Annotated in this window: 20 protein-coding genes; 10 read left to right on the top strand and 10 right to left on the bottom strand. The window is 65.7% G+C overall.

From position 1 onward, the window contains the following. Positions 1 to 24 precede the first annotated feature (24 nt). The gene (locus E8F12_RS28885; protein WP_280328643.1) at positions 25 to 1,074 is read left to right on the top strand and encodes a nitronate monooxygenase; all 1,050 of its coding nucleotides are present in this window, start codon (positions 25 to 27) and stop codon (positions 1,072 to 1,074) included. Between the two features lie 315 nt (positions 1,075 to 1,389). Here E8F12_RS28885 and E8F12_RS28880 read toward each other — a convergent pair whose 3' ends face one another. Together E8F12_RS28880 and E8F12_RS28875 are read right to left on the bottom strand one after the other, a co-directional pair. Then, positions 1,390 to 1,596 (bottom strand): 4-oxalocrotonate tautomerase family protein, encoded by a 207-nt coding sequence (locus E8F12_RS28880; protein WP_280290682.1) that lies wholly within the window; start codon positions 1,594 to 1,596, stop codon positions 1,390 to 1,392. Between the two features lie 13 nt (positions 1,597 to 1,609). Beyond that, positions 1,610 to 2,347, bottom strand: coding sequence for an SDR family oxidoreductase (locus E8F12_RS28875; RefSeq protein ID WP_280328642.1), 738 nt, complete (start codon positions 2,345 to 2,347; stop codon positions 1,610 to 1,612). 135 nt (positions 2,348 to 2,482) lie between these two features. Between E8F12_RS28875 and E8F12_RS28870 the strand changes: the two genes are divergently transcribed. Further along, the gene (locus tag E8F12_RS28870) at positions 2,483 to 3,439 is read left to right on the top strand and encodes a LysR family transcriptional regulator (protein ID WP_280328641.1); all 957 of its coding nucleotides are present in this window, start codon (positions 2,483 to 2,485) and stop codon (positions 3,437 to 3,439) included. 37 nt (positions 3,440 to 3,476) lie between these two features. Beyond that, positions 3,477 to 3,977 (top strand): VOC family protein, encoded by a 501-nt coding sequence (locus E8F12_RS28865; protein WP_280328640.1) that lies wholly within the window; start codon positions 3,477 to 3,479, stop codon positions 3,975 to 3,977. A 146-nt stretch (positions 3,978 to 4,123) separates the two neighbouring features. On the opposite strand, the gene E8F12_RS28860 is transcribed toward E8F12_RS28865, so the two are convergent. From E8F12_RS28860 to E8F12_RS28850, 3 genes are all read right to left on the bottom strand, one after another. Beyond that, entirely contained in the window at positions 4,124 to 5,107 is a 984-nt protein-coding gene (locus E8F12_RS28860) for an MDR family oxidoreductase (RefSeq protein ID WP_280328639.1), read from the bottom strand. Positions 5,108 to 5,155: 48 nt separating this feature from the next. Further along, positions 5,156 to 5,788, bottom strand: coding sequence for a TetR/AcrR family transcriptional regulator (locus tag E8F12_RS28855; protein WP_280328638.1), 633 nt, complete (start codon positions 5,786 to 5,788; stop codon positions 5,156 to 5,158). A 257-nt stretch (positions 5,789 to 6,045) separates the two neighbouring features. After that, the gene (locus E8F12_RS28850; RefSeq protein WP_280328637.1) at positions 6,046 to 6,933 is read right to left on the bottom strand and encodes an alpha/beta hydrolase; all 888 of its coding nucleotides are present in this window, start codon (positions 6,931 to 6,933) and stop codon (positions 6,046 to 6,048) included. A 173-nt stretch (positions 6,934 to 7,106) separates the two neighbouring features. Between E8F12_RS28850 and E8F12_RS28845 the strand changes: the two genes are divergently transcribed. Beyond that, positions 7,107 to 7,685 (top strand): ABATE domain-containing protein, encoded by a 579-nt coding sequence (locus tag E8F12_RS28845; RefSeq protein ID WP_280328636.1) that lies wholly within the window; start codon positions 7,107 to 7,109, stop codon positions 7,683 to 7,685. A 264-nt stretch (positions 7,686 to 7,949) separates the two neighbouring features. On the opposite strand, the gene E8F12_RS28840 is transcribed toward E8F12_RS28845, so the two are convergent. Then, on the bottom strand, positions 7,950 to 8,567 hold the full coding sequence (locus E8F12_RS28840; RefSeq protein ID WP_280328635.1) for a TetR/AcrR family transcriptional regulator: 618 nt from the start codon (positions 8,565 to 8,567) through the stop codon (positions 7,950 to 7,952). 193 nt (positions 8,568 to 8,760) lie between these two features. Between E8F12_RS28840 and E8F12_RS28835 the strand changes: the two genes are divergently transcribed. From E8F12_RS28835 to E8F12_RS28825, 3 genes are all read left to right on the top strand, one after another. Further along, positions 8,761 to 9,162, top strand: a complete 402-nt coding sequence (locus tag E8F12_RS28835; protein WP_280328634.1) for an MbcA/ParS/Xre antitoxin family protein — start codon at positions 8,761 to 8,763, stop codon at positions 9,160 to 9,162. Continuing rightward, positions 9,162 to 9,848 (top strand): RES family NAD+ phosphorylase, encoded by a 687-nt coding sequence (locus E8F12_RS28830; RefSeq protein ID WP_280328633.1) that lies wholly within the window; start codon positions 9,162 to 9,164, stop codon positions 9,846 to 9,848. Before E8F12_RS28835 ends, E8F12_RS28830 begins: the two co-directional genes overlap by 1 nt. Before the next feature lie 69 nt (positions 9,849 to 9,917). Continuing rightward, on the top strand, positions 9,918 to 10,097 hold the full coding sequence (locus E8F12_RS28825; RefSeq protein WP_280328632.1) for a metallothionein: 180 nt from the start codon (positions 9,918 to 9,920) through the stop codon (positions 10,095 to 10,097). Between the two features lie 165 nt (positions 10,098 to 10,262). Here E8F12_RS28825 and E8F12_RS28820 read toward each other — a convergent pair whose 3' ends face one another. Both E8F12_RS28820 and E8F12_RS28815 read right to left on the bottom strand, forming a co-directional pair. Further along, the gene (locus E8F12_RS28820; protein WP_280328631.1) at positions 10,263 to 10,781 is read right to left on the bottom strand and encodes a DUF4142 domain-containing protein; all 519 of its coding nucleotides are present in this window, start codon (positions 10,779 to 10,781) and stop codon (positions 10,263 to 10,265) included. Positions 10,782 to 11,001: 220 nt separating this feature from the next. Further along, positions 11,002 to 12,138, bottom strand: a complete 1,137-nt coding sequence (locus tag E8F12_RS28815) for a carboxylate-amine ligase (protein WP_280328630.1) — start codon at positions 12,136 to 12,138, stop codon at positions 11,002 to 11,004. Positions 12,139 to 12,271: 133 nt separating this feature from the next. Between E8F12_RS28815 and E8F12_RS28810 the strand changes: the two genes are divergently transcribed. After that, the gene (locus E8F12_RS28810; protein ID WP_280328629.1) at positions 12,272 to 12,487 is read left to right on the top strand and encodes a hypothetical protein; all 216 of its coding nucleotides are present in this window, start codon (positions 12,272 to 12,274) and stop codon (positions 12,485 to 12,487) included. A gap of 19 nt (positions 12,488 to 12,506) precedes the next feature. Beyond that, positions 12,507 to 13,469 (top strand): methyltransferase, encoded by a 963-nt coding sequence (locus E8F12_RS28805; protein ID WP_280328748.1) that lies wholly within the window; start codon positions 12,507 to 12,509, stop codon positions 13,467 to 13,469. Here E8F12_RS28805 and E8F12_RS28800 read toward each other — a convergent pair. After that, positions 13,466 to 14,353: a formate/nitrite transporter family protein gene (locus E8F12_RS28800; RefSeq protein WP_280328628.1), complete on the bottom strand. Its 888-nt coding sequence runs from the start codon at positions 14,351 to 14,353 to the stop codon at positions 13,466 to 13,468. The two genes, E8F12_RS28805 and E8F12_RS28800, sit on opposite strands and share 4 nt — an antisense overlap. Positions 14,354 to 14,567: 214 nt before the next feature. Between E8F12_RS28800 and E8F12_RS28795 the strand changes: the two genes are divergently transcribed. Then, positions 14,568 to 15,032: a PA2169 family four-helix-bundle protein gene (locus tag E8F12_RS28795; protein WP_280328627.1), complete on the top strand. Its 465-nt coding sequence runs from the start codon at positions 14,568 to 14,570 to the stop codon at positions 15,030 to 15,032. A gap of 39 nt (positions 15,033 to 15,071) precedes the next feature. Here E8F12_RS28795 and E8F12_RS28790 read toward each other — a convergent pair whose 3' ends face one another. After that, on the bottom strand, positions 15,072 to 16,490 hold the full coding sequence (locus E8F12_RS28790; protein WP_280328626.1) for a saccharopine dehydrogenase NADP-binding domain-containing protein: 1,419 nt from the start codon (positions 16,488 to 16,490) through the stop codon (positions 15,072 to 15,074). Positions 16,491 to 16,586: the final 96 nt, after the last annotated feature.

The following is a 16,586-nucleotide window of genomic DNA, read 5'->3' as shown; positions in this document are numbered from 1 at the left end:
CACGCGTCAGGGAGTTGCAGCCTCATGTCGATCACCCGATTGCTCGGTATCGAACACCCCATCATCCAGGCGCCCATGGTCGGGGTTTCAACCCCCGCCCTGGCCGCTGCCGTATCCAATGCCGGCGCCCTGGGCTCCATCGGCATTGGCGCCAGCACCCCGGCCCAGGCCCGTGCCATGTTGGCGGAAACCCGCGGGCTGACTGGCAAGCCATTCAACGTCAATCTCTTCTGCCACCGCCCGGCCAAGGCCGATGCCCAGCGCGAGGCGGCCTGGCTCGAGCACCTGCGGCCGCTGTTCGACGAGTTCGGCGCCGAGCCGCCAGCGGCCATCCGGGAAATCTACAAGAGCTTCCTCGACGACCCGGACATGCTGCAGATGTTGCTGGAAGAGCGTCCCGCGGTGGTCAGCTTCCATTTCGGCCTGCCGCCCGATGAATGGATCCAGGCGCTGAAGGATTCCGGCATTCGCCTGCTGGCCAGTGCCACCACCCTGGAAGAGGCGCGGCTGGTCGAGCAGGCTGGCGTCGACGCGATAGTCGCCCAGGGCGTGGAAGCCGGTGGCCACCGAGGTGTATTCGAGCCCGAGCGTGGCGATGCCGGAATCGGCGCCCTGGCGTTGGTTCGGCTGATTGCCCGCCATACCCGCCTGCCGGTGATCGCCGCCGGCGGCATCATGGACGGGCAGGGCATCGCCGCCGCCCAGGCCCTGGGTGCCCAGGGCGTGCAACTGGGCACCGCGTTCGTGCCATGCCCCGAGTCCGCTGCCAATGCGGCCTACCGCACCGCGCTGAGAGGCGGACGCGCCCACCAGACGCGCATCACTGCCGTCATCTCCGGCCGCCCGGCGCGGGGGATGGTCAACCGACTCTGGACCGACCTCGACACGGCGGACGCACCGGCATTGCCGGACTATCCGAACACCTACGACGCCGCCAAAGCCCTGCACGCTGCGGCCAGTGCCAAGGGCTGCAACGACTTCGCCGTGCAATGGGCCGGCCAGGGTGCGCCGCTGGCCCGGGAGATGCCGGCGGCGGAACTGGTGAGGCTGCTGGTGGCGGAGATGGGGAAGTGATGGTTGGTGGGCGAGGGCAGGCCCGCGGCCTGCTCAGCCAATGAATTCGCCCCCACAGGCAAAGCAGGCCCCGTGTGGGAGAGGGGCTTTCGTCTCGGCTCGGAGGGAACGTAGGTTGGGCCGGGCGGCGTTCCGCTGAGCTACGCAAAGCCCAACAGGCAAGGCACGGAGCCAATGCCGGATGGGTTTGCATCAGGCGAATTTGAGAATGAATGCGGTCCCACGCATAAAGCCGATCCCCGCCCCACAAAAAAGCCCGAACGACCTTTCGGTCATTCGGGCAAGGGGCCCAAAGGCCCCGGCGGATTCGTTTCTTCAGCCACCGGGCTGCTTGCGGTACTCGGTAGTGGTCATCCCGGCGTATCCCCAGTTATCGGTGTCGACTTCCTCGATGACGATATGGGTCAGGTCCGGGCGTTTGCCCAGAACCCTCTGCAGGGTCTCGGTGATCTCGGCGATGACCTGGGCTTTCTGTTCACGGGTCACGCCGTCGCGGGTGATGCGTACGCTGACGAAGGGCATGGTTTTCTCCTCCTTACCAGGTGCCGGTGCTCATGCCGCCGTCCACCGCCAGCACTACGCCGGTGGTGAAGCTGGCGTCGGTGAGGTATAGCACCGCGTCGGCGATGTCCTGTACCTGGCCGATGTGGCCGACCGGTTGCAGACCGTTGAGGAAGTCACGGTAGGCGGGATCGTGCATCGGCGTGTCGACGATGCCGGGCGCCACGGCATTGACCTTGATGTCGTGCGGCGACAGTTCCAGGGCCAGGGCGCGGGTGAACTGGTTGAGGCCACCCTTGATCAGCACCGGCAGGGAGGACGGCAGTGCGCGGTTCGGTTGCAACGCGACGGATGCGGTGATGTTGACGATATGCCCCTGGCGGCGCGGGATCATGTGTTTCGCCGCGGCCTGGGAGGCGTACACCACGCCCTTGAGGTTGGTGGCGAGCATGGACTCCAGGTCGTCTTCGCTGTACTCGGCGATGGGCTTGGCAATGAAGATCCCGGCGTTGTTCACCAGCACGTCCACCTGGCCGAAAGCTTCGATGGCACGCTCGAACAGGCGCCTGGAGGTTTCCGGCACGGCGATGTCGCCGGCCACGCCGATGAAGCGCTGCGGATTGCCCAACTGCTCGGCGGCGGAAGCCAGTCGCTCTTCGCTGCGGGCCGACCCCACCACGTTGAAGCCGCGTTCCAGGTAGGCCTTGGCCAGGCCCAGGCCGATGCCACTGGAGGCGCCGGTGATCACTACGGTTCTATTGATGCCTTGCATGTCGATAGTCCTCGGATGAAACGATTGGGGAGATTCCGCAGAGGGCGCCTCTCTGTTGGAACGGACTATATTTGTGCGGGATATGTCGATAAATACGGCATTCAGCACTTCAATTGATACCTGGTGTAACTAATCATGAAGCGTCAGTTCGACGACATCCTGCTCGGCAGCATCGAGCTGTTCTGCCTCGCCGCGGAAGAGGGCAGTTTCACCGCCGCCGCGTTGGTGGCCGGGGTTACGCCCGCCGCGGTCAGCCGCTCCATTTCGCGGCTGGAGGAGCGCCTGGGCGTGCGGCTATTCGTGCGTACCACGCGCAGCATCCGCCTCACCGAAGGCGGCCGTGGCTATTACGAGGAATGCCGCCAGGCCCTGGCGCAACTGGTCGAGGCCGAGCGTGCGGTGATGGGCCAGCAGCAGGAGCCGGCCGGCGTGCTGCGCATCAGCATGCCCACCACCTATGGCCATCACCGGGTGCTGCCGCTGCTGCCGGAGTTCCGCCGACGCTATCCGCAGGTGAAGGTGGAGGTGCACCTGAGCAACCGCAATATCGACTTCGTCACCGAGGGCTATGACCTGGCGATCCGCGTGCGCGCCCAGCCGGATTCGACGCTGATCGCCCGCCATCTGGAGGATGCCCCCCTGGTGGTGATCGCCACGCCCGGCTACCTGGAGCGCGCCGGCACGCCACGAACCCTGGAGGAACTCGAGGATCACGAGTGCATCCAGTTCGAGTTGCCCAGCAGTGGCCGGCGCATCTCCTGGCTGTTCAGGGAACAGGGGCGGGAGCGGGAGATCTTCGCCGACGGGAGCTATCTGTTGTCCGATGATGTGGTGCAGGGGGGCGTTACCTTGGCCAAGCACGGTGCAGGGCTGTTCCAGACCTACCGTTTCGTCGTCGAGAAGGAACTGGCCGAAGGCAGCCTGGTGGAGGTGCTGCAGCCCTATGGCGGGCGTTCGCGGCCCTTCACGCTGCTGTATCCGCAGAACCGCCACGTGCCGCTGCGCCTGCGAGCCTTCGTGGATTTCCTGATGGATTATCGGGAGCAGTGGCGGGCTGTCGATCCGCCGGGCGGCCAGACGACTAACCACTGATTGGCTATCGTCTTTCAACCCCACCAGGAGATGCGTCATGAGCAAGCGGATCCACACCATCACCCCGTGCCTGTGGTTCGACGACCAGGCCGAGGCGGCCGCCAACTTCTACGTCGGCATCTTCCCCAATTCGAAGATCACCCTCATCAGCCGTTATGGCGAGGCGGGCAAGGAAGTTCATGGCAAGGAACCGGGCTCGGTACTGACCGTCGGTTTCGAACTGGACGGCCAGAGCTTCACCGCCCTCAACGGCGGGCCGGTCTTCACCTTCAACGAGGCGGTGTCCTTCCAGGTCAACTGCGAGACCCAGGATGAACTGGATCACTACTGGGACCGGCTTTCGGCCGGCGGCGACGACAACGCCAAACAATGCGGCTGGCTCAAGGACAGGTACGGCCTGTCCTGGCAGGTGGTGCCTTCGGTACTGATGGCCATGCTGACGGACCCGGACACCGCCAGATCCCAGCGCGCTTTCACCGCCTTGCTGCAGATGAAAAAGCTGGATATCGCCGCGCTGAAGAAAGCCTTTGACGGTTGATGCAGCTACCGACCGGGGGCGCGCTCTGAACCGGTGGGGCGAATTCATTCGCGAAGGGCTGCGCAGCAGCCCTCAGACGTCCCAGGCCCGACTTGCGGCCCGCCTCGCGAATGAACTCTCCCGACAAGGAAAGTTGCCAGGTGCCGTCAGGCGTCGACGTTCACCACCACTCGCCCACGGACCTTGCCCGCCAGCAGATCGCCGGCCACTGCAATCGCCTCGCCCAGGCCGATCTCGCGGGTGATGGCATCCAGCTGGGCGATATCCAGGTCCCGCGCCAAGCGGTTCCAGGCTTCGATCCGCTCGGCGCGCGGGCGGGTGACGCTGTTGATCCCCAGCAGGCTCACGCCCCGGAGAATGAAAGGCGCCACGGTGGACGGGAAGTCCATCCCCTGGGCCAGGCCACAGGCGGCCACGGCGCCGTCCGCGTGCAGGCCGGCACAGACGTTGGCCAGGGTATGGCTGCCAACCGAATCGATGGCGGCGACCCAGCGCTCCTTGCCCAGCGGGCGGCCCGGCTCGGAGAGTTCACTGCGGTCGATGATCTCGGCGGCGCCCAGGCCTTTCAGGTAGTCCGCTTCGCTGGTGCGGCCGGTGGCGGCGACGACCCGGTAACCCAGGCGGGCGAGCAGGGCGATGGCGAAGCTGCCGACGCCGCCGTTGGCGCCGGTCACCAGCACATCGCCCTGGCCCGGTTTCAGGCCGTGGCGCTCCAGGGCAATGAGGCAGAGCATCGCGGTATAGCCGGCGGTGCCGATCGCCATGGCTTGGCGCGGGCTGAAGGCGGCCGGCAGCGGGATCAGCCAGTCACCGTTGAGACGCGCCTTCTGCGCCAGGCCGCCCCAGTGGGTCTCGCCGACGCCCCAGCCGTTGAGCAGCACTGAGTCGCCGACCTTGTAGTCAGGGTGGCTGCTGGCCTCCACCGTGCCGGCCAGGTCGATGCCCGGCACCATGGGGAACTGGCGCACTACCGGACTCTTGCCGGTGATGGCCAGGCCGTCCTTGTAATTGAGGGTGCTGTAGGCCACGCGCACGGTGACATCGCCCTCGGGCAGTTGCGCCTCGTCCAGCCGGGTATTGCGGGCGCGGTACCCGGCCTCGTCCTTCTCGATCAGGATTGCGTCGAACATGCTCACACCTCCATTTAGACCAATCGTCTACAAATAGGCCCGGAAAACCTAGCGCGGCAATCCGGCCAGAAACCCTCTGATGAAAACATCCAGCGGGACATTGTCCCGCGTTAGCCGGGCGCGCTGTACGGCGCCTTCCCAGCCGATCCAGAAAAACGCCGCCAGCTCGTCGCAATCGGCCTCGGCCGCCAGTTCTCCCGCTGCCTGGGCGGTGCGCAGGCAGCTGGCCAGGCGGTGCTGCCAGGTGCAGAGGATGGCTTCCAGTTGCAGGCGGAAGCCGTCCGGCAGGATGGCCACTTCCTGGCCAAGGTTGCCCACCAGGCAACCCCGGCAGAACTGGTAGCGGGCCATGCCGGCCTTGGCGTCCTCGACGAAGTTCTGCAAGCGTTGCAACGGCGCTACTGCGTCCTGCAGGAACCAGTGATCCAGTTTGTGCGCGAAATAGCTGGCATAGCTCTCCAGCACGGCCTGGCCAAAGGCTTCCTTGCTGTCGAAGTAGTGATAGAAGGAGCCCTTGGGCACGCCCACGCGCTTGAGCACCGAATCGATGCCGGTGGACATGAAGCCTTGCTCGGTAAGGATCTCCATGCCGCAGCGGATCAGCGCGGCACGGGTATCGGGGAAATCGCGCTCGACCTTGGGTGGGCGGCCGCGACGGGGTCTGGAAATGGCTTCGGTCATGGGGTGGGGATTTTGGACTGGTCGTCTAGAAAGTCAACCAGACTATGGTCGAGCTGAGCATCCTGTAGGGGCGAATTCATTCGCCAAGGGCTGCGCAGCAGCCCCGTAGGTTGGTGCTGAGCCTGCGAAGCCCAACTTCCCCTGGCAGCAAGCTCGGGAGTGCTACGCACTCCATGTTGGGCTTCGCTTCGATCAGCGCCAACCTACGGACCTTTGGCGATTGAAATCGCCCCTACAGAAAAATCAGCCCCCAGCCTTCAAGCCGGAATATCCCCCAACACCTCGCGAATGCGCTGTGCGATATGAGTCGCGTGGGTTTCCAGTGCGAAGTGCCCGGTGTCCAGCATCTCCACCACCGCATTGGGGTTATCGCGTTTGAAGGCCTCGGCGCCGGGCGGAATGAAGAAGGGGTCGTGCGCACCCCAGATCACCAGGGTCGGCAGGCGGGTATCGCGGAAAAAGGCCTGGAAGGCCGGATAGAGCTTCAGGTTGTTGGCGTAGTCCAGGAACAGGTCGAGCTGGATGTCCTTGTTGCCCGGCCGCTCCAGCAGCAGGGCGTCGAGGTAATAGGCCTCGGGGGCTACGAGCTCCAGATCCTTCACGCCATGCACGTACTGCCAGCGGGTGCCGTCCAGATTCAGCACGGCGTCGTGCACGACCTTGCGGCGCCCAGGGTTATTCGGTTCGGCCCAATAGGCGCGGATCGGCTCCCAGGCATCGCCCAGGCCTTCGAGGTAGGCGTTGCCATTCTGCGAAACCAGGCCGGTGACCCGCTCCGGATGCGCCAGCGCCAGGCGCAGGCCGGTGGGGGCGCCATAGTCGAACACGTACATGGCATAGCGCTTCAGGCCCAGCTCCTCCACCAGGGCGCCCAGGGTGGTGGCCAGGGCATCGAAGCTGTAGCGGTACTCGCGCTCCGCCGGCACTTCGGTGAAGCCGAACCCTGGCAGGTCCGGCGCGATGATGTGGAACCTGTCGGCCAGCAGTGGGATCAGGTCACGAAACTGGTGGGACGAGCTGGGATAGCCGTGGAGCAGGAGCAGGGTGGGCGCGGTCGGGGAGCCGGCTTCGCGGTAGAAGACGCGTACACCATCGGCTTCGGCGAACTTGTGGCGGACCAGGGTATGGGAGGGGACGTGGCTCATGGGGGCGATACTCCGTAACTGGTAAATCGTTGAGATGGGGTTACGAGGCATCAGTATGCGTGTCATTGGTAACCTGTCAAGTTAAAAATAAGGGTTACAGGCTTCATTCGTCGTAACTGTCCATTTAGCCTTTACAAGGTTACACTCCAGCCGTCCCCCGCCGGAGAAGATCCATGGCCACCGCCGACACGACAGCTCCCCTCGAGCCCTATGTGCTCGCCGACCACCCGCTACTCGACCTGCTCAATACCTTGGCCGCGGTAGACGGCGCCCCCTGCGAGTTCCTGCGCAGCGATGCGGACGTGCAAGCCTGGTTGGCGCGTACCGGCTGGGATTTGCCCGCCGCTCAGTTCCCCAAGGGCACGCTGCTGCAAGCGGCACTGACCCTGCGCGAGGTTGTGCGCGAACTGGTGGAACAGCGGAAGGCTGGCCGCCAAGCCTCTCCTGATGCCCTCAATCGCTTTCTGGCCGCACCCAGCCACCTGCGCCTGGACTGGCCGGTCGGCGGTGCGCCCCGGTTGGACAAGGTGCGTGCGGCGGAAACCGCCGAGCAATACCTGGCGCCCCTGGCGGAATCCGCCGCGGAACTGCTGGTGGAAGGCGACTTCGACCTGGTGCGCGTCTGTGAGCACCCGGACTGCGTGCTCTGGTTCTACGACCGCACAAAGTCCCACCGCCGCCGCTGGTGCAGCATGGCCTTGTGCGGTAACCGGCATAAGGTCGCGGAATTTCGCAAGCGCAAGCAGCAGTAGCGGGGAAGCATTGGCTCTGCCTGCGTTGGCTGTTGCCTGGTGTCAATCGACGAGCCTGGAACCCCATGGGAGCGAGCTTGCTCGCGATCCGCCCCACGGCCGTGGATGGCGTCTACGATCTGGTGTTCATCTACAAGACCCTGCGCCAAGTCGACTTGAGACAGCGCGTGACATGATCATCAACCCGTTACCCATGTCTCCCGACAGGCGTTACCCATCTATCCCGGCTGAACACTGCGTTCCACCCATCCTGCTGACTTGGTATCAAGGCAATCGCAACGCCCCGTGCACCGTCCCCAGGATCATCCGGGTCATCAACTCCCGCCCCTGGCCGGCCGGCAGTCCGCCGGCATCCAGCCAGGCCGGCAGCTGGTTGAGCAGCGAGACGATACTGGCCACCGCCCCGCGCCCGGCGGCATCCATGGGCTGTCCAGCCAGTTGCTGCAAGGGTTCCAGCAGGGCTTCCTCATAGGCCAGGCGCAGGTCGCGAGCCTGCGCCAGGCGATCACCGGAGAGGCAGCGGGCATCCAGTTCGGCCAGGCGGAAATGCAAGCCCATGGGCTCGTGCAAGGCCAGATGGGCGTCGATCAACGCGGCCAGCCGTGCGGCCGGTTCGGCGTGGCGGCGGGCGGCCAGGGCGGCGTTGTCCAGCAGCTGCTCGTAGAGCTCCTCGATGAACTCGAACAGCAGCGCTTCCTTGCTCTCCACATGGTGGTAGATGGAGCCGACCCTGATCCCCAGCTGCGTCGCCAGGTCGCGCATGCTCACCTGGCCATAGCCCTGCTCGGCGAACAGGGCCAGGGCCAGGTGGCGGTTTTCCAGGTAGCGGGAAGGGCGGGCGGAACTGGCTTCGAGCATGGGGATGGCCCTTGCGAGTGGCATGCGCCAGCACTCTATCCAGCATTGGGTTCCCAGGCCTAGGTCGAAAGCGCTCCGGCACGTTGGCGTTTTTTTCCATTGCCCGGCCGGGGAGGCTCGTGGAAATGACCGGCTGGTATTCGTATGCGAATGATGAAGTTGAAATAATTCGGATCGGTAGTAGACTGGAGCCAAAGCCCCTCTGCCAGGAGACGCCATGAACATTCCCGCCAGCCATGCCAACCCGGATCTCCAGAGCGGCGAAGCCGGCCGCGTTGCGCTGAAGTTCTTCTTCAACCTGATGGACAAGTGGGGCTGCAACAAGGAGCAGCAGCGCACGCTGCTGGGCTCCATCGGCAACACCACCTACTTCAGCTACAAGAAGCTGCCCAGCGTGCGCCTGCCCCATGACACCCTGGAGCGCATCTCCTATTTGATGGGCATCCACAAGTCGCTGCGCATCCTCTTCAGCAACCACGAGGAGCGTGCCTACGTGTGGGTGCACAAGGCCAACAGCGCCGCGCCCTTCAACGGCCGCAGCGCGCTGGAGTACATGCTCGGCGGCCAGGTGGTGGACGTGGCCGACGTACGCCGCTACCTCGATGGAGTGCGTGGCTGATGACCGATGAGCTCCTGGTGGAACGGATACCCGAGTGGAACAAGGCCTATCGCCTGGTCAACAGCGCATTCCCGCCCATTTCAGTGTTCGAGGACACCCTCGACCCTGGCGACCTGGAACTGGCTTACGCCATCGAGGCCATAACCAACGACCGTCTGCGTGACCAGGCCGGCGAGATCACCCGCGTGGCCGCCGAAGACCGCGTCAGCGGCGCCGGCGCCACCGTGGTGATGGCGGTATTCACCCATATCGGCCGCGCCAGTCGCTTTTCCGATGGCTCCTTCGGCGTCTACTACTGCGCCAACTCGGTGGATGCGGCCATCGCCGAGACCCGCTACCACCAGGAGCGCTTCTGGCGTGCGACCCAGGAAGCGAGCATCGAAATCACCATGCGCGCCTACGTCAACAAGGTGGTCAGTCCAATGCTCGATGTGCGCGACCGCGCCGACCTGCACGACCCGGACCCCATGAGCTACGGGACCAGCCAGGCCTTCGCCGGGCTCCATCGCAATGCCGGGAAGTGGGGCCTGCTCTACGGCAGCGTGCGCCTGCCGGGGCATGAGTGCGTGGCCGCGTTCCGCCCGCCGGCGGTGACCCTGCCGGTGCAGGGGCAACATTTCCGCTATATCTGGGACGGCCGCAGCCAGACCATCTCCTGCGTGCTCAAGGTCAGCCCCGTTCAATGATTCAAGTTGAATCTTCCCGGGGGTGTCCGGTCGATTGAGTAGGCTATCCGCCGCCAGGAGGACAGCATCATGGGAGAGACACATTGCGCATGCCCCGGTTGCATCTGCAGCCTGGGCGATGAGGCGGTCTACCGCGATGGCAAGGGCTATTGTTGTCAGGCGTGCGCTGACCAGCATCCACCGGGCGAGCATTATTGCAGCGATCCCACCTGCCAGTGTGGCGATCCCCATTGGCGGGACGTCGAGTAGGGCGCCCGGCGCCGGCTGAGTCCGGCGCCGGTTTCATTTCTGGTAGCGCTCCAGCAGCCGTAGGTAGGTCGAGGCCAGGGCGAGGATCAGGAGGATGCTGCCCAGTACCCGCATTCACAGGATGAAACTCATCGGGGGGAAGCCCGTGGTGGGCGGCGGCGCGGGTCAGCGCGCGGGATTGGCTGCTGCCAGGCTCCGGGCCATTTTCAGCAGCTGGCGAAACCTCGGCAGGGCTTCGTTGGCGAAGGCCTCCAGTTCCAGCTCGTCGAGCTGGCGGGTGGCGAAGGCCAGGAGCTCGACTCTTTCCTCCAGGGCCATGACCTGACTGAGGGTGTAGGCCGGGTCGAACGCCGGCGGCTCCAAGGCGCGGAGATCGCGGATGACGGCGTTGTCCAGGCAGCTGTCGAGCCCGCCACGCAGGAACTTGCGACAGGCCAGGGCCTGGAGTTCGTCCGTACAACGGCTGTGCTCGACCATGGCTTGCAGGGCGAAGGCGCGGGTATCGGCGGACTGGCTTTTCTGCAGCGCCATCTCCGCGGCTTCGATACTGACTGCGTCCGCAGCCGTGACCCGGGTGACGAAACCGTTGGGCTCGATTTCGCCGTCTTCCTCCGAAATCTCGTTGACGGCCACTGGGTTGGCCCAGTTCTGAAGGGCGGCGTGGTAGATGCCTTGAACGTTCATGTTGGTCTCCGTACTGGAGGGGTATATCGCCTTCCCCTATAAATTCGGACGCGGGGGAGCGGGGCAGGGTTCAGGGAAATTTCTTCAGGGGAGGGTTGCGCTTCGGTGATGCGGGCATGGCGCACCCGGCGGACGATTGAAATGTCCTGGTTTGTGTAGGAGCGAGGCGCGAACGTGGATGCATACTCCCGCAAGCAGGACGTAGTCCTGCCAATCGGGATTAGCCCCCGCAACTTTCGGCCAGCAACTCATCCACCACCGCCACCAGCGCCTGTTGCCTGGGCAGCCCCGCATCCAGGGCTTCCCGGTAGCGCTGCAATTGGCGGTCGGCATTGCTGCCGTAGCGCAGGATGTGCCGAGCCCGGGCAAAGGCGGCACCCTCGGTCATGCTTTCGTCCAGGGCGCCGCAAAAGGCGTGGGCCCGGGCCAGCCAGGCGCCGGCGGAGAGGCTGGCCTCCCCGGTGTCGTCGATGAACATGGCGTGGATGCCGAGGTGCCGCGCCCGCCAGTAATTCTCCGCCAGCACCAGCCGCTGCAGCGGAAATTCCAGCGGATCGCTGTCGTCCCCGCCCATCGCACCGGCCACCAGGGCGCGGAACAGGCCGGCGATGCACAGGGCGTCTTCCACCGACGGGCAGGCGTCGGAGACCCGCAGTTCCAGGGTGGGGAAGCGCGCAGAAGGGCGGATGCACCACCAGATATCGTTCTCGGTACGGATCGAGCCGGAGGCCAGCAACCATTGCACATAGGCCTCGAAGGCTGGCTCGTCGGGGAAGTGCTCGTCAGGCAGGCCCATCCTCGGCCATTCGCCGCAGATCACCTGGCGGTAGCTCATGCATCCGCTGGGCCGGCCGAGCCAGAACGGCGAGGAGGCGCTGAGGACCAGCAGCAGCGGGAGCCAGGGCAGCACGCGGTTCATCACCCGGACGCGGTCGGCCTCCGGCGGAATGCCCACATGCACATGCAGGCCGCAGAGCAGGCTGCGCTGGGCGATCAGGCGATAGTCGTCGAACAGCTGGCGGTAGCGCGCCGAGGTATTGGCCTGCTGCGCGCGCCAGTCGGCGAAGGGGTGCGAGCCGGCGCAGACCAGACCCAGGCCGAAGCCCGCGGCCACCTGGGCCAGGCGGGTGCGCTGTTCCAGCAGGCAGGCGCGGGCCTCGGCCAAGTCCCAGAGCACCGGGCTCACCAGTTCCAGCTGGCTCTGGAACATCTCCTCGGCCAGGCGCTCGCCGAGGGCCTCGCGGGCGGCCTGGAGCAGGCCGGCCGGCGGCTGCGCGGGAATGTCGCGGTTACGCCTGTCCACCAGGAAGCACTCTTCCTCGATACCGAAGCTGGGGGCCTTGCGTTCGTTGAGCATGCTGGCTGGCCAGAATGGGCGGTATCTCCAAGTGACGCCGCCTTCGGCCGCGAGTTCAAGTTCCGCCTGTCTCCGCGGCTGAATTTTTCTCCGCAGTCGACGCTCCCAGACTCAGGGCCTCAAGGAGCGAAGTATGGACATTTCCCTTTCGCAAAAACGCCACAGCCCGCTAGACACCGTGTCCAGCTCGACCGGCCAGGTTCAGGCCCTCGATCGCCAGTTGCTGGAACAACCCGATTTGGCGTTGACCTTGCACCTGGCGCGGCTGATCCAGCTCATGGCGCTGGCCGCCCATTATCGGCCGGCGGGGCTGCTCCTCACGCGCCTGTTCACAGCCCAGATCCGATGAATTCAACGAGGTAGCCATGATGACCAAGGATTCCTGCAGCGCGCTCTCCGAGCGCAACCAGGCCCTTCTGCAACTCGGCGAAGCCCTGCGCGCCAGGGGCTATCGCTTCACCACCGTGACGCCGCTGACCCATTCGCGTATCAACCAGCGCCGGGAGAACGCCATGGCCGAAGACCTGGCCGGGGTGTTCGGCTGGAGCCGTCCCTTCGTGCGCGGCGCCCTGGACGAAGAAATCTTCAGGCTGATGGAAGCCGCTGACGTGCTGGTGGCCGGCGTCGACGGCTTTCGCAGCAAGGTGCGCTGGTCGAACCTTGGCGATGGGCTCTATGTGCACTCCAGCTTCCCCACGGACGAGAAGGATGCAGTGTTCTTCGGCCCGGATACCTACCGCTTCTTCCAGGCCATCGACCACCTGCTGGATGCCAGCGACGGCAAGGGCATCCACCGGGTGGCGGATGTCGGTTGCGGCGCGGGCGCGGCGGCCATCCAGATCGCCCGGCGCTTTCCAGAGGCCGATGTTCAGGCCCTGGATATCAATCGCCGGGCCCTGGAGTTCACCCGCGTCAATGCCTCCCTGGCCGGCACCCACGGCGTCCGTGCCATCGTCAGCGACCATCTACGCGAAGCCGAGGGCAGTTTCGACCTGATAGTGGCCAACCCTCCCTACCTGCTGGACCCCGCCCGGCGCACCTACCGGCACGGCGGTGGCGAGCTGGGCAGCGGACTGTCCCTGGCGATTCTCGACGGCGGACTGGGACGCCTGGTCCCCGGCGGCACCTTGCTGCTCTACACCGGCGTAGCCATGGTCGCCGGCAAGGACCCCTTCTATGAGCGGGTGCTGGGCTTCCTCGGCGACAGCGATTACCAATGGCACTACCGTGAGCTGGACCCGGACGTGTTCGGAGAAGAGCTGGCGCAAGCCTCCTATGCCCGCGCCGAACGCATCGCTGCGGTGGTCCTGGAGGTGCACCGGGCGGCCTAGGACTTCGATTCCTCCGCCAGCTGCGCGCGGCGTTTCTCCCGCTCCGACTCCTGCAGCTCGACGTCGCTGCGGATCTGCGCGTGGCTGATGAGCGCGAAGATGAAGCTGCCACCGACAATGTTGCCGGCCAGGGTCGGGCCGGCGAACACCAGCCAGAACTCGGCCCAGGCCAGCTCGCCGGCGAAGGCCAGGTAGGACAACTCTACTGCGCCCACCACTATGTGGGTGAAGTCGCCCAGGGCCATCAGGCTGGTGACCAGGATGATGATCCAGAACTTGGCCTGTTCCTGGGCCGGGATCATCCACACCATGGTGGCGATCATCCAGCCGGAGACGATGCCCTTGGCGAACATCTGCCCGCTGTCGTTCTCCATCAGCTTGTGGCCTATCTGGAGAAAGGCGGCGTCGGTGGCGCTGTCGAAGATCGGCAGGTGCAGCATCACATAGGCCACCAGCAGGGTGCCGGCGAGGTTGCCCGCCAGCACGACGCTCCACAAGCGCAGCAGACGACCGAAGTTGCCCGCGGTGGGTTTGCTCATCACCGGCAGCACGGCGGTCAGGGTGTTCTCGGTGAACAGCTGCTGGCGAGCCAGGATCACCGCGAGGAAGCCCGCCGAGTAGCCGAAGCTGGCGAGGGCGTGCGCGCCTTCGACACCTTCCAGGCGTGCGCGCAACAGGCCCATGGCCATGAGCGAGAGCCCCATGGACAGCCCGGCGGCCAAGGCCGACCACCAGAGCGCGGCGACCGTGCGTTGCAGCTCCTTGTCGCCCTGCACTCGGATGATCTCGTGGACCACCGCGGCCCGCGGCGGCTGCCCCTTCCTGACATCCTGTTTTTCCTGGGGGGTGAGGGCCGGGGTCTTGTCGCTCTTGCTCTTGTCCATGGCTCGCCTCGCGCTGCATAGGTAGGACATGCAGTAGTGACCGCCGCTGCCACTGCCACGCTCCGCGGCGTCGATAGCCGGCGGGCCGTCCGGGCAGAAAGGCTGAACGATCCACCGCCACCCCGCGTCGGAACCAGGGTAGGCCCTGCGCGGGCCTCCACTCCAATTATTGGCTCGGCGCGGCCCCGCCTCGTCGACCCGGGAGAACAGACCCATGGATATCGCAAACGACCGCAAAGAAATCATCCGTGTACTCAACGACCTGATCGAGACCAGCAAGGACGGCGAGGCCGGCTTCAAGCTCTGTGCCGGGGACGTCAAGCGTCCGGACCTGAAGAACATCTTCATCGAGCGCTCGCGGGAGTGCGGCAGCGCTGCCGCCGAGTTGCAGCGGGCGGTACTGGAGCTGGGCGGCAAGCCCGAGGACAGGGCCAGTGTCAGCGGTGCCCTGCACCGTCGCTGGGTGGACCTCAAGTCCCTGGTAACCGGCAAGGACGAAGAGGCCATTCTCAACGAGTGCGAGCGGGGCGAGGACCTGGCCAAGAAGCACTACGCCGAGGCCCTGCGTCATGAGCTGCCCACCGATGTACGGGCGATGGTCCAGCGTCAGTACGAAGGCGTGCTGCGCAACCACGACCAGATCAAGGCGCTGCGCAACGTCGAGCGCGCCCGTGCCTGACCAGTCCCGGCCGCCGTTTGCACGTGCAGGCGGCGCCGGTCAGCTGACCAGGAAGTTGACGAACTGCCAGGGATCGTCGCGGTCCAGTTCCTCGTCCATCAGTCGCCCGCGGTCCTGCAGCGGGTTCCAGTCGGCATAGAAGCCCGCCACTTCGCCCAGGTAGGGGCGAATGAGATCGAGCATTTCTGCGAAGGGCAGCTCCTCCGGCTCGAGGATGCCCCGCCGCGGATTGCCCATGGCCCACACCACCCCCGCAAGGACCGAAGCGGTCACCTGCAGGCTGGTGGCGCTGTTCTGCGGACAGAGTTCGCGGGCCTCGTCGATGGACAACCGCGAACCGTACCAGTAGGCCTGCCGCTCATGGCCGAGCAGCAGCACGCCCAGCTCGTCGCGGCCGCCGATGATGTCAGCGTCCAGCAGCCGTGCCTGGCGCTGGGGTCGCCAGTTGCGCGTGGCCAGTTCGCGCATGGAAAGGAGGGCGTCGTCGCAGGGTTGGTAGGCGTAGTGCACCGTAGGCCGGTAGCGCGGATTGCTGCCTGTGCCCAGGGTGAAATAGTCGGCGAGGGAGATCGACTCGCCGTGGCTGATCAGGTAGCCAAGGGTCGGCCCGATCGTCGGCGTCCAGCTGCGCACCTGGGTCACCGCGCCGGGCCGCTGCAAGTAGATGGACGCCTGGCAACCGCTCTCGTGGCGACGGCCGTCGCTGGGCAAGCGCTGCTCATGGCTGCCCCAGCCGAGTTCGGCGGGCTGGCAGGCTTCGCTGATGAAACCGTCGATGGACCAGGTGTTGACGAACTCGTCGTCCACCTTGCGCCGGAGCCCCTGCTGGGAATCCCGCTCGGCGATGTGGATGCAGCGCACCGCCAGGCGTTCGGCGAGCGCTGCCCATGCTTCCCGCCCGGTCGGCGCGGATACCGGCTGGCCCAGGCCGGCGGCCAGGTTCAGCAGTGCCTGCTTGACCAGATGGGATACGAGGCCGGGATTGGCGCCGTGGGTCAGCAGGGCGGTGGGGGCGTCTTCGCCAGGTCGGCGCAGGGCCAGGACGCTTTCGCGCAGGGCCTGGTTGCAGCGCTGGGACAAGGTGCGATGGGGATCGGTATAGCCGCCGGCCCAGGGCTCGATGCAGGTATCCAGGTAGAGCACGCCGCGCTCGCGGCAGAACTCCAGCAGCGCCAGGCTGGAAACATTCACCGAAAGATTGAGCAGGAAGTCCCCGGCACCCAGCAGCGGTGCCAGCTCGTCGCGGTAGTTCGCCGCATCCAGACCGATGCGGTGGAACTGAACCCCCTGCGCCTCGGCAAAGGCCTGGCCGCGCGGGTCAGGACTCAGGACAACCACACGGCGTGGGTCCAGGTCGATATGACGGCGGATCAGCGGCAGCACGCCCTGGCCGATACAGCCGAAGCCGACCAGCACCAGGCGGCCTTCGAAACGCTGGAGCAACGGCGAGCTGGACATGGCCTGCATTACCTCAGCTGGGTGGGTTGGAGCCACCTGGGACGAGCGGGGCGCCTCTCCGGATCATAGCTCTGGTCGCGAAAGTCGGCCGGATGG

It is taken from the genome of Pseudomonas sp. BN102, from assembly GCF_029871245.1.
In the GTDB taxonomy this organism is placed as follows: Bacteria; Pseudomonadota; Gammaproteobacteria; order Pseudomonadales; family Pseudomonadaceae; genus Metapseudomonas.
Note: the sequence above shows the minus strand (reverse complement) of the source record. Positions and strands in the feature narration are given on the sequence as shown.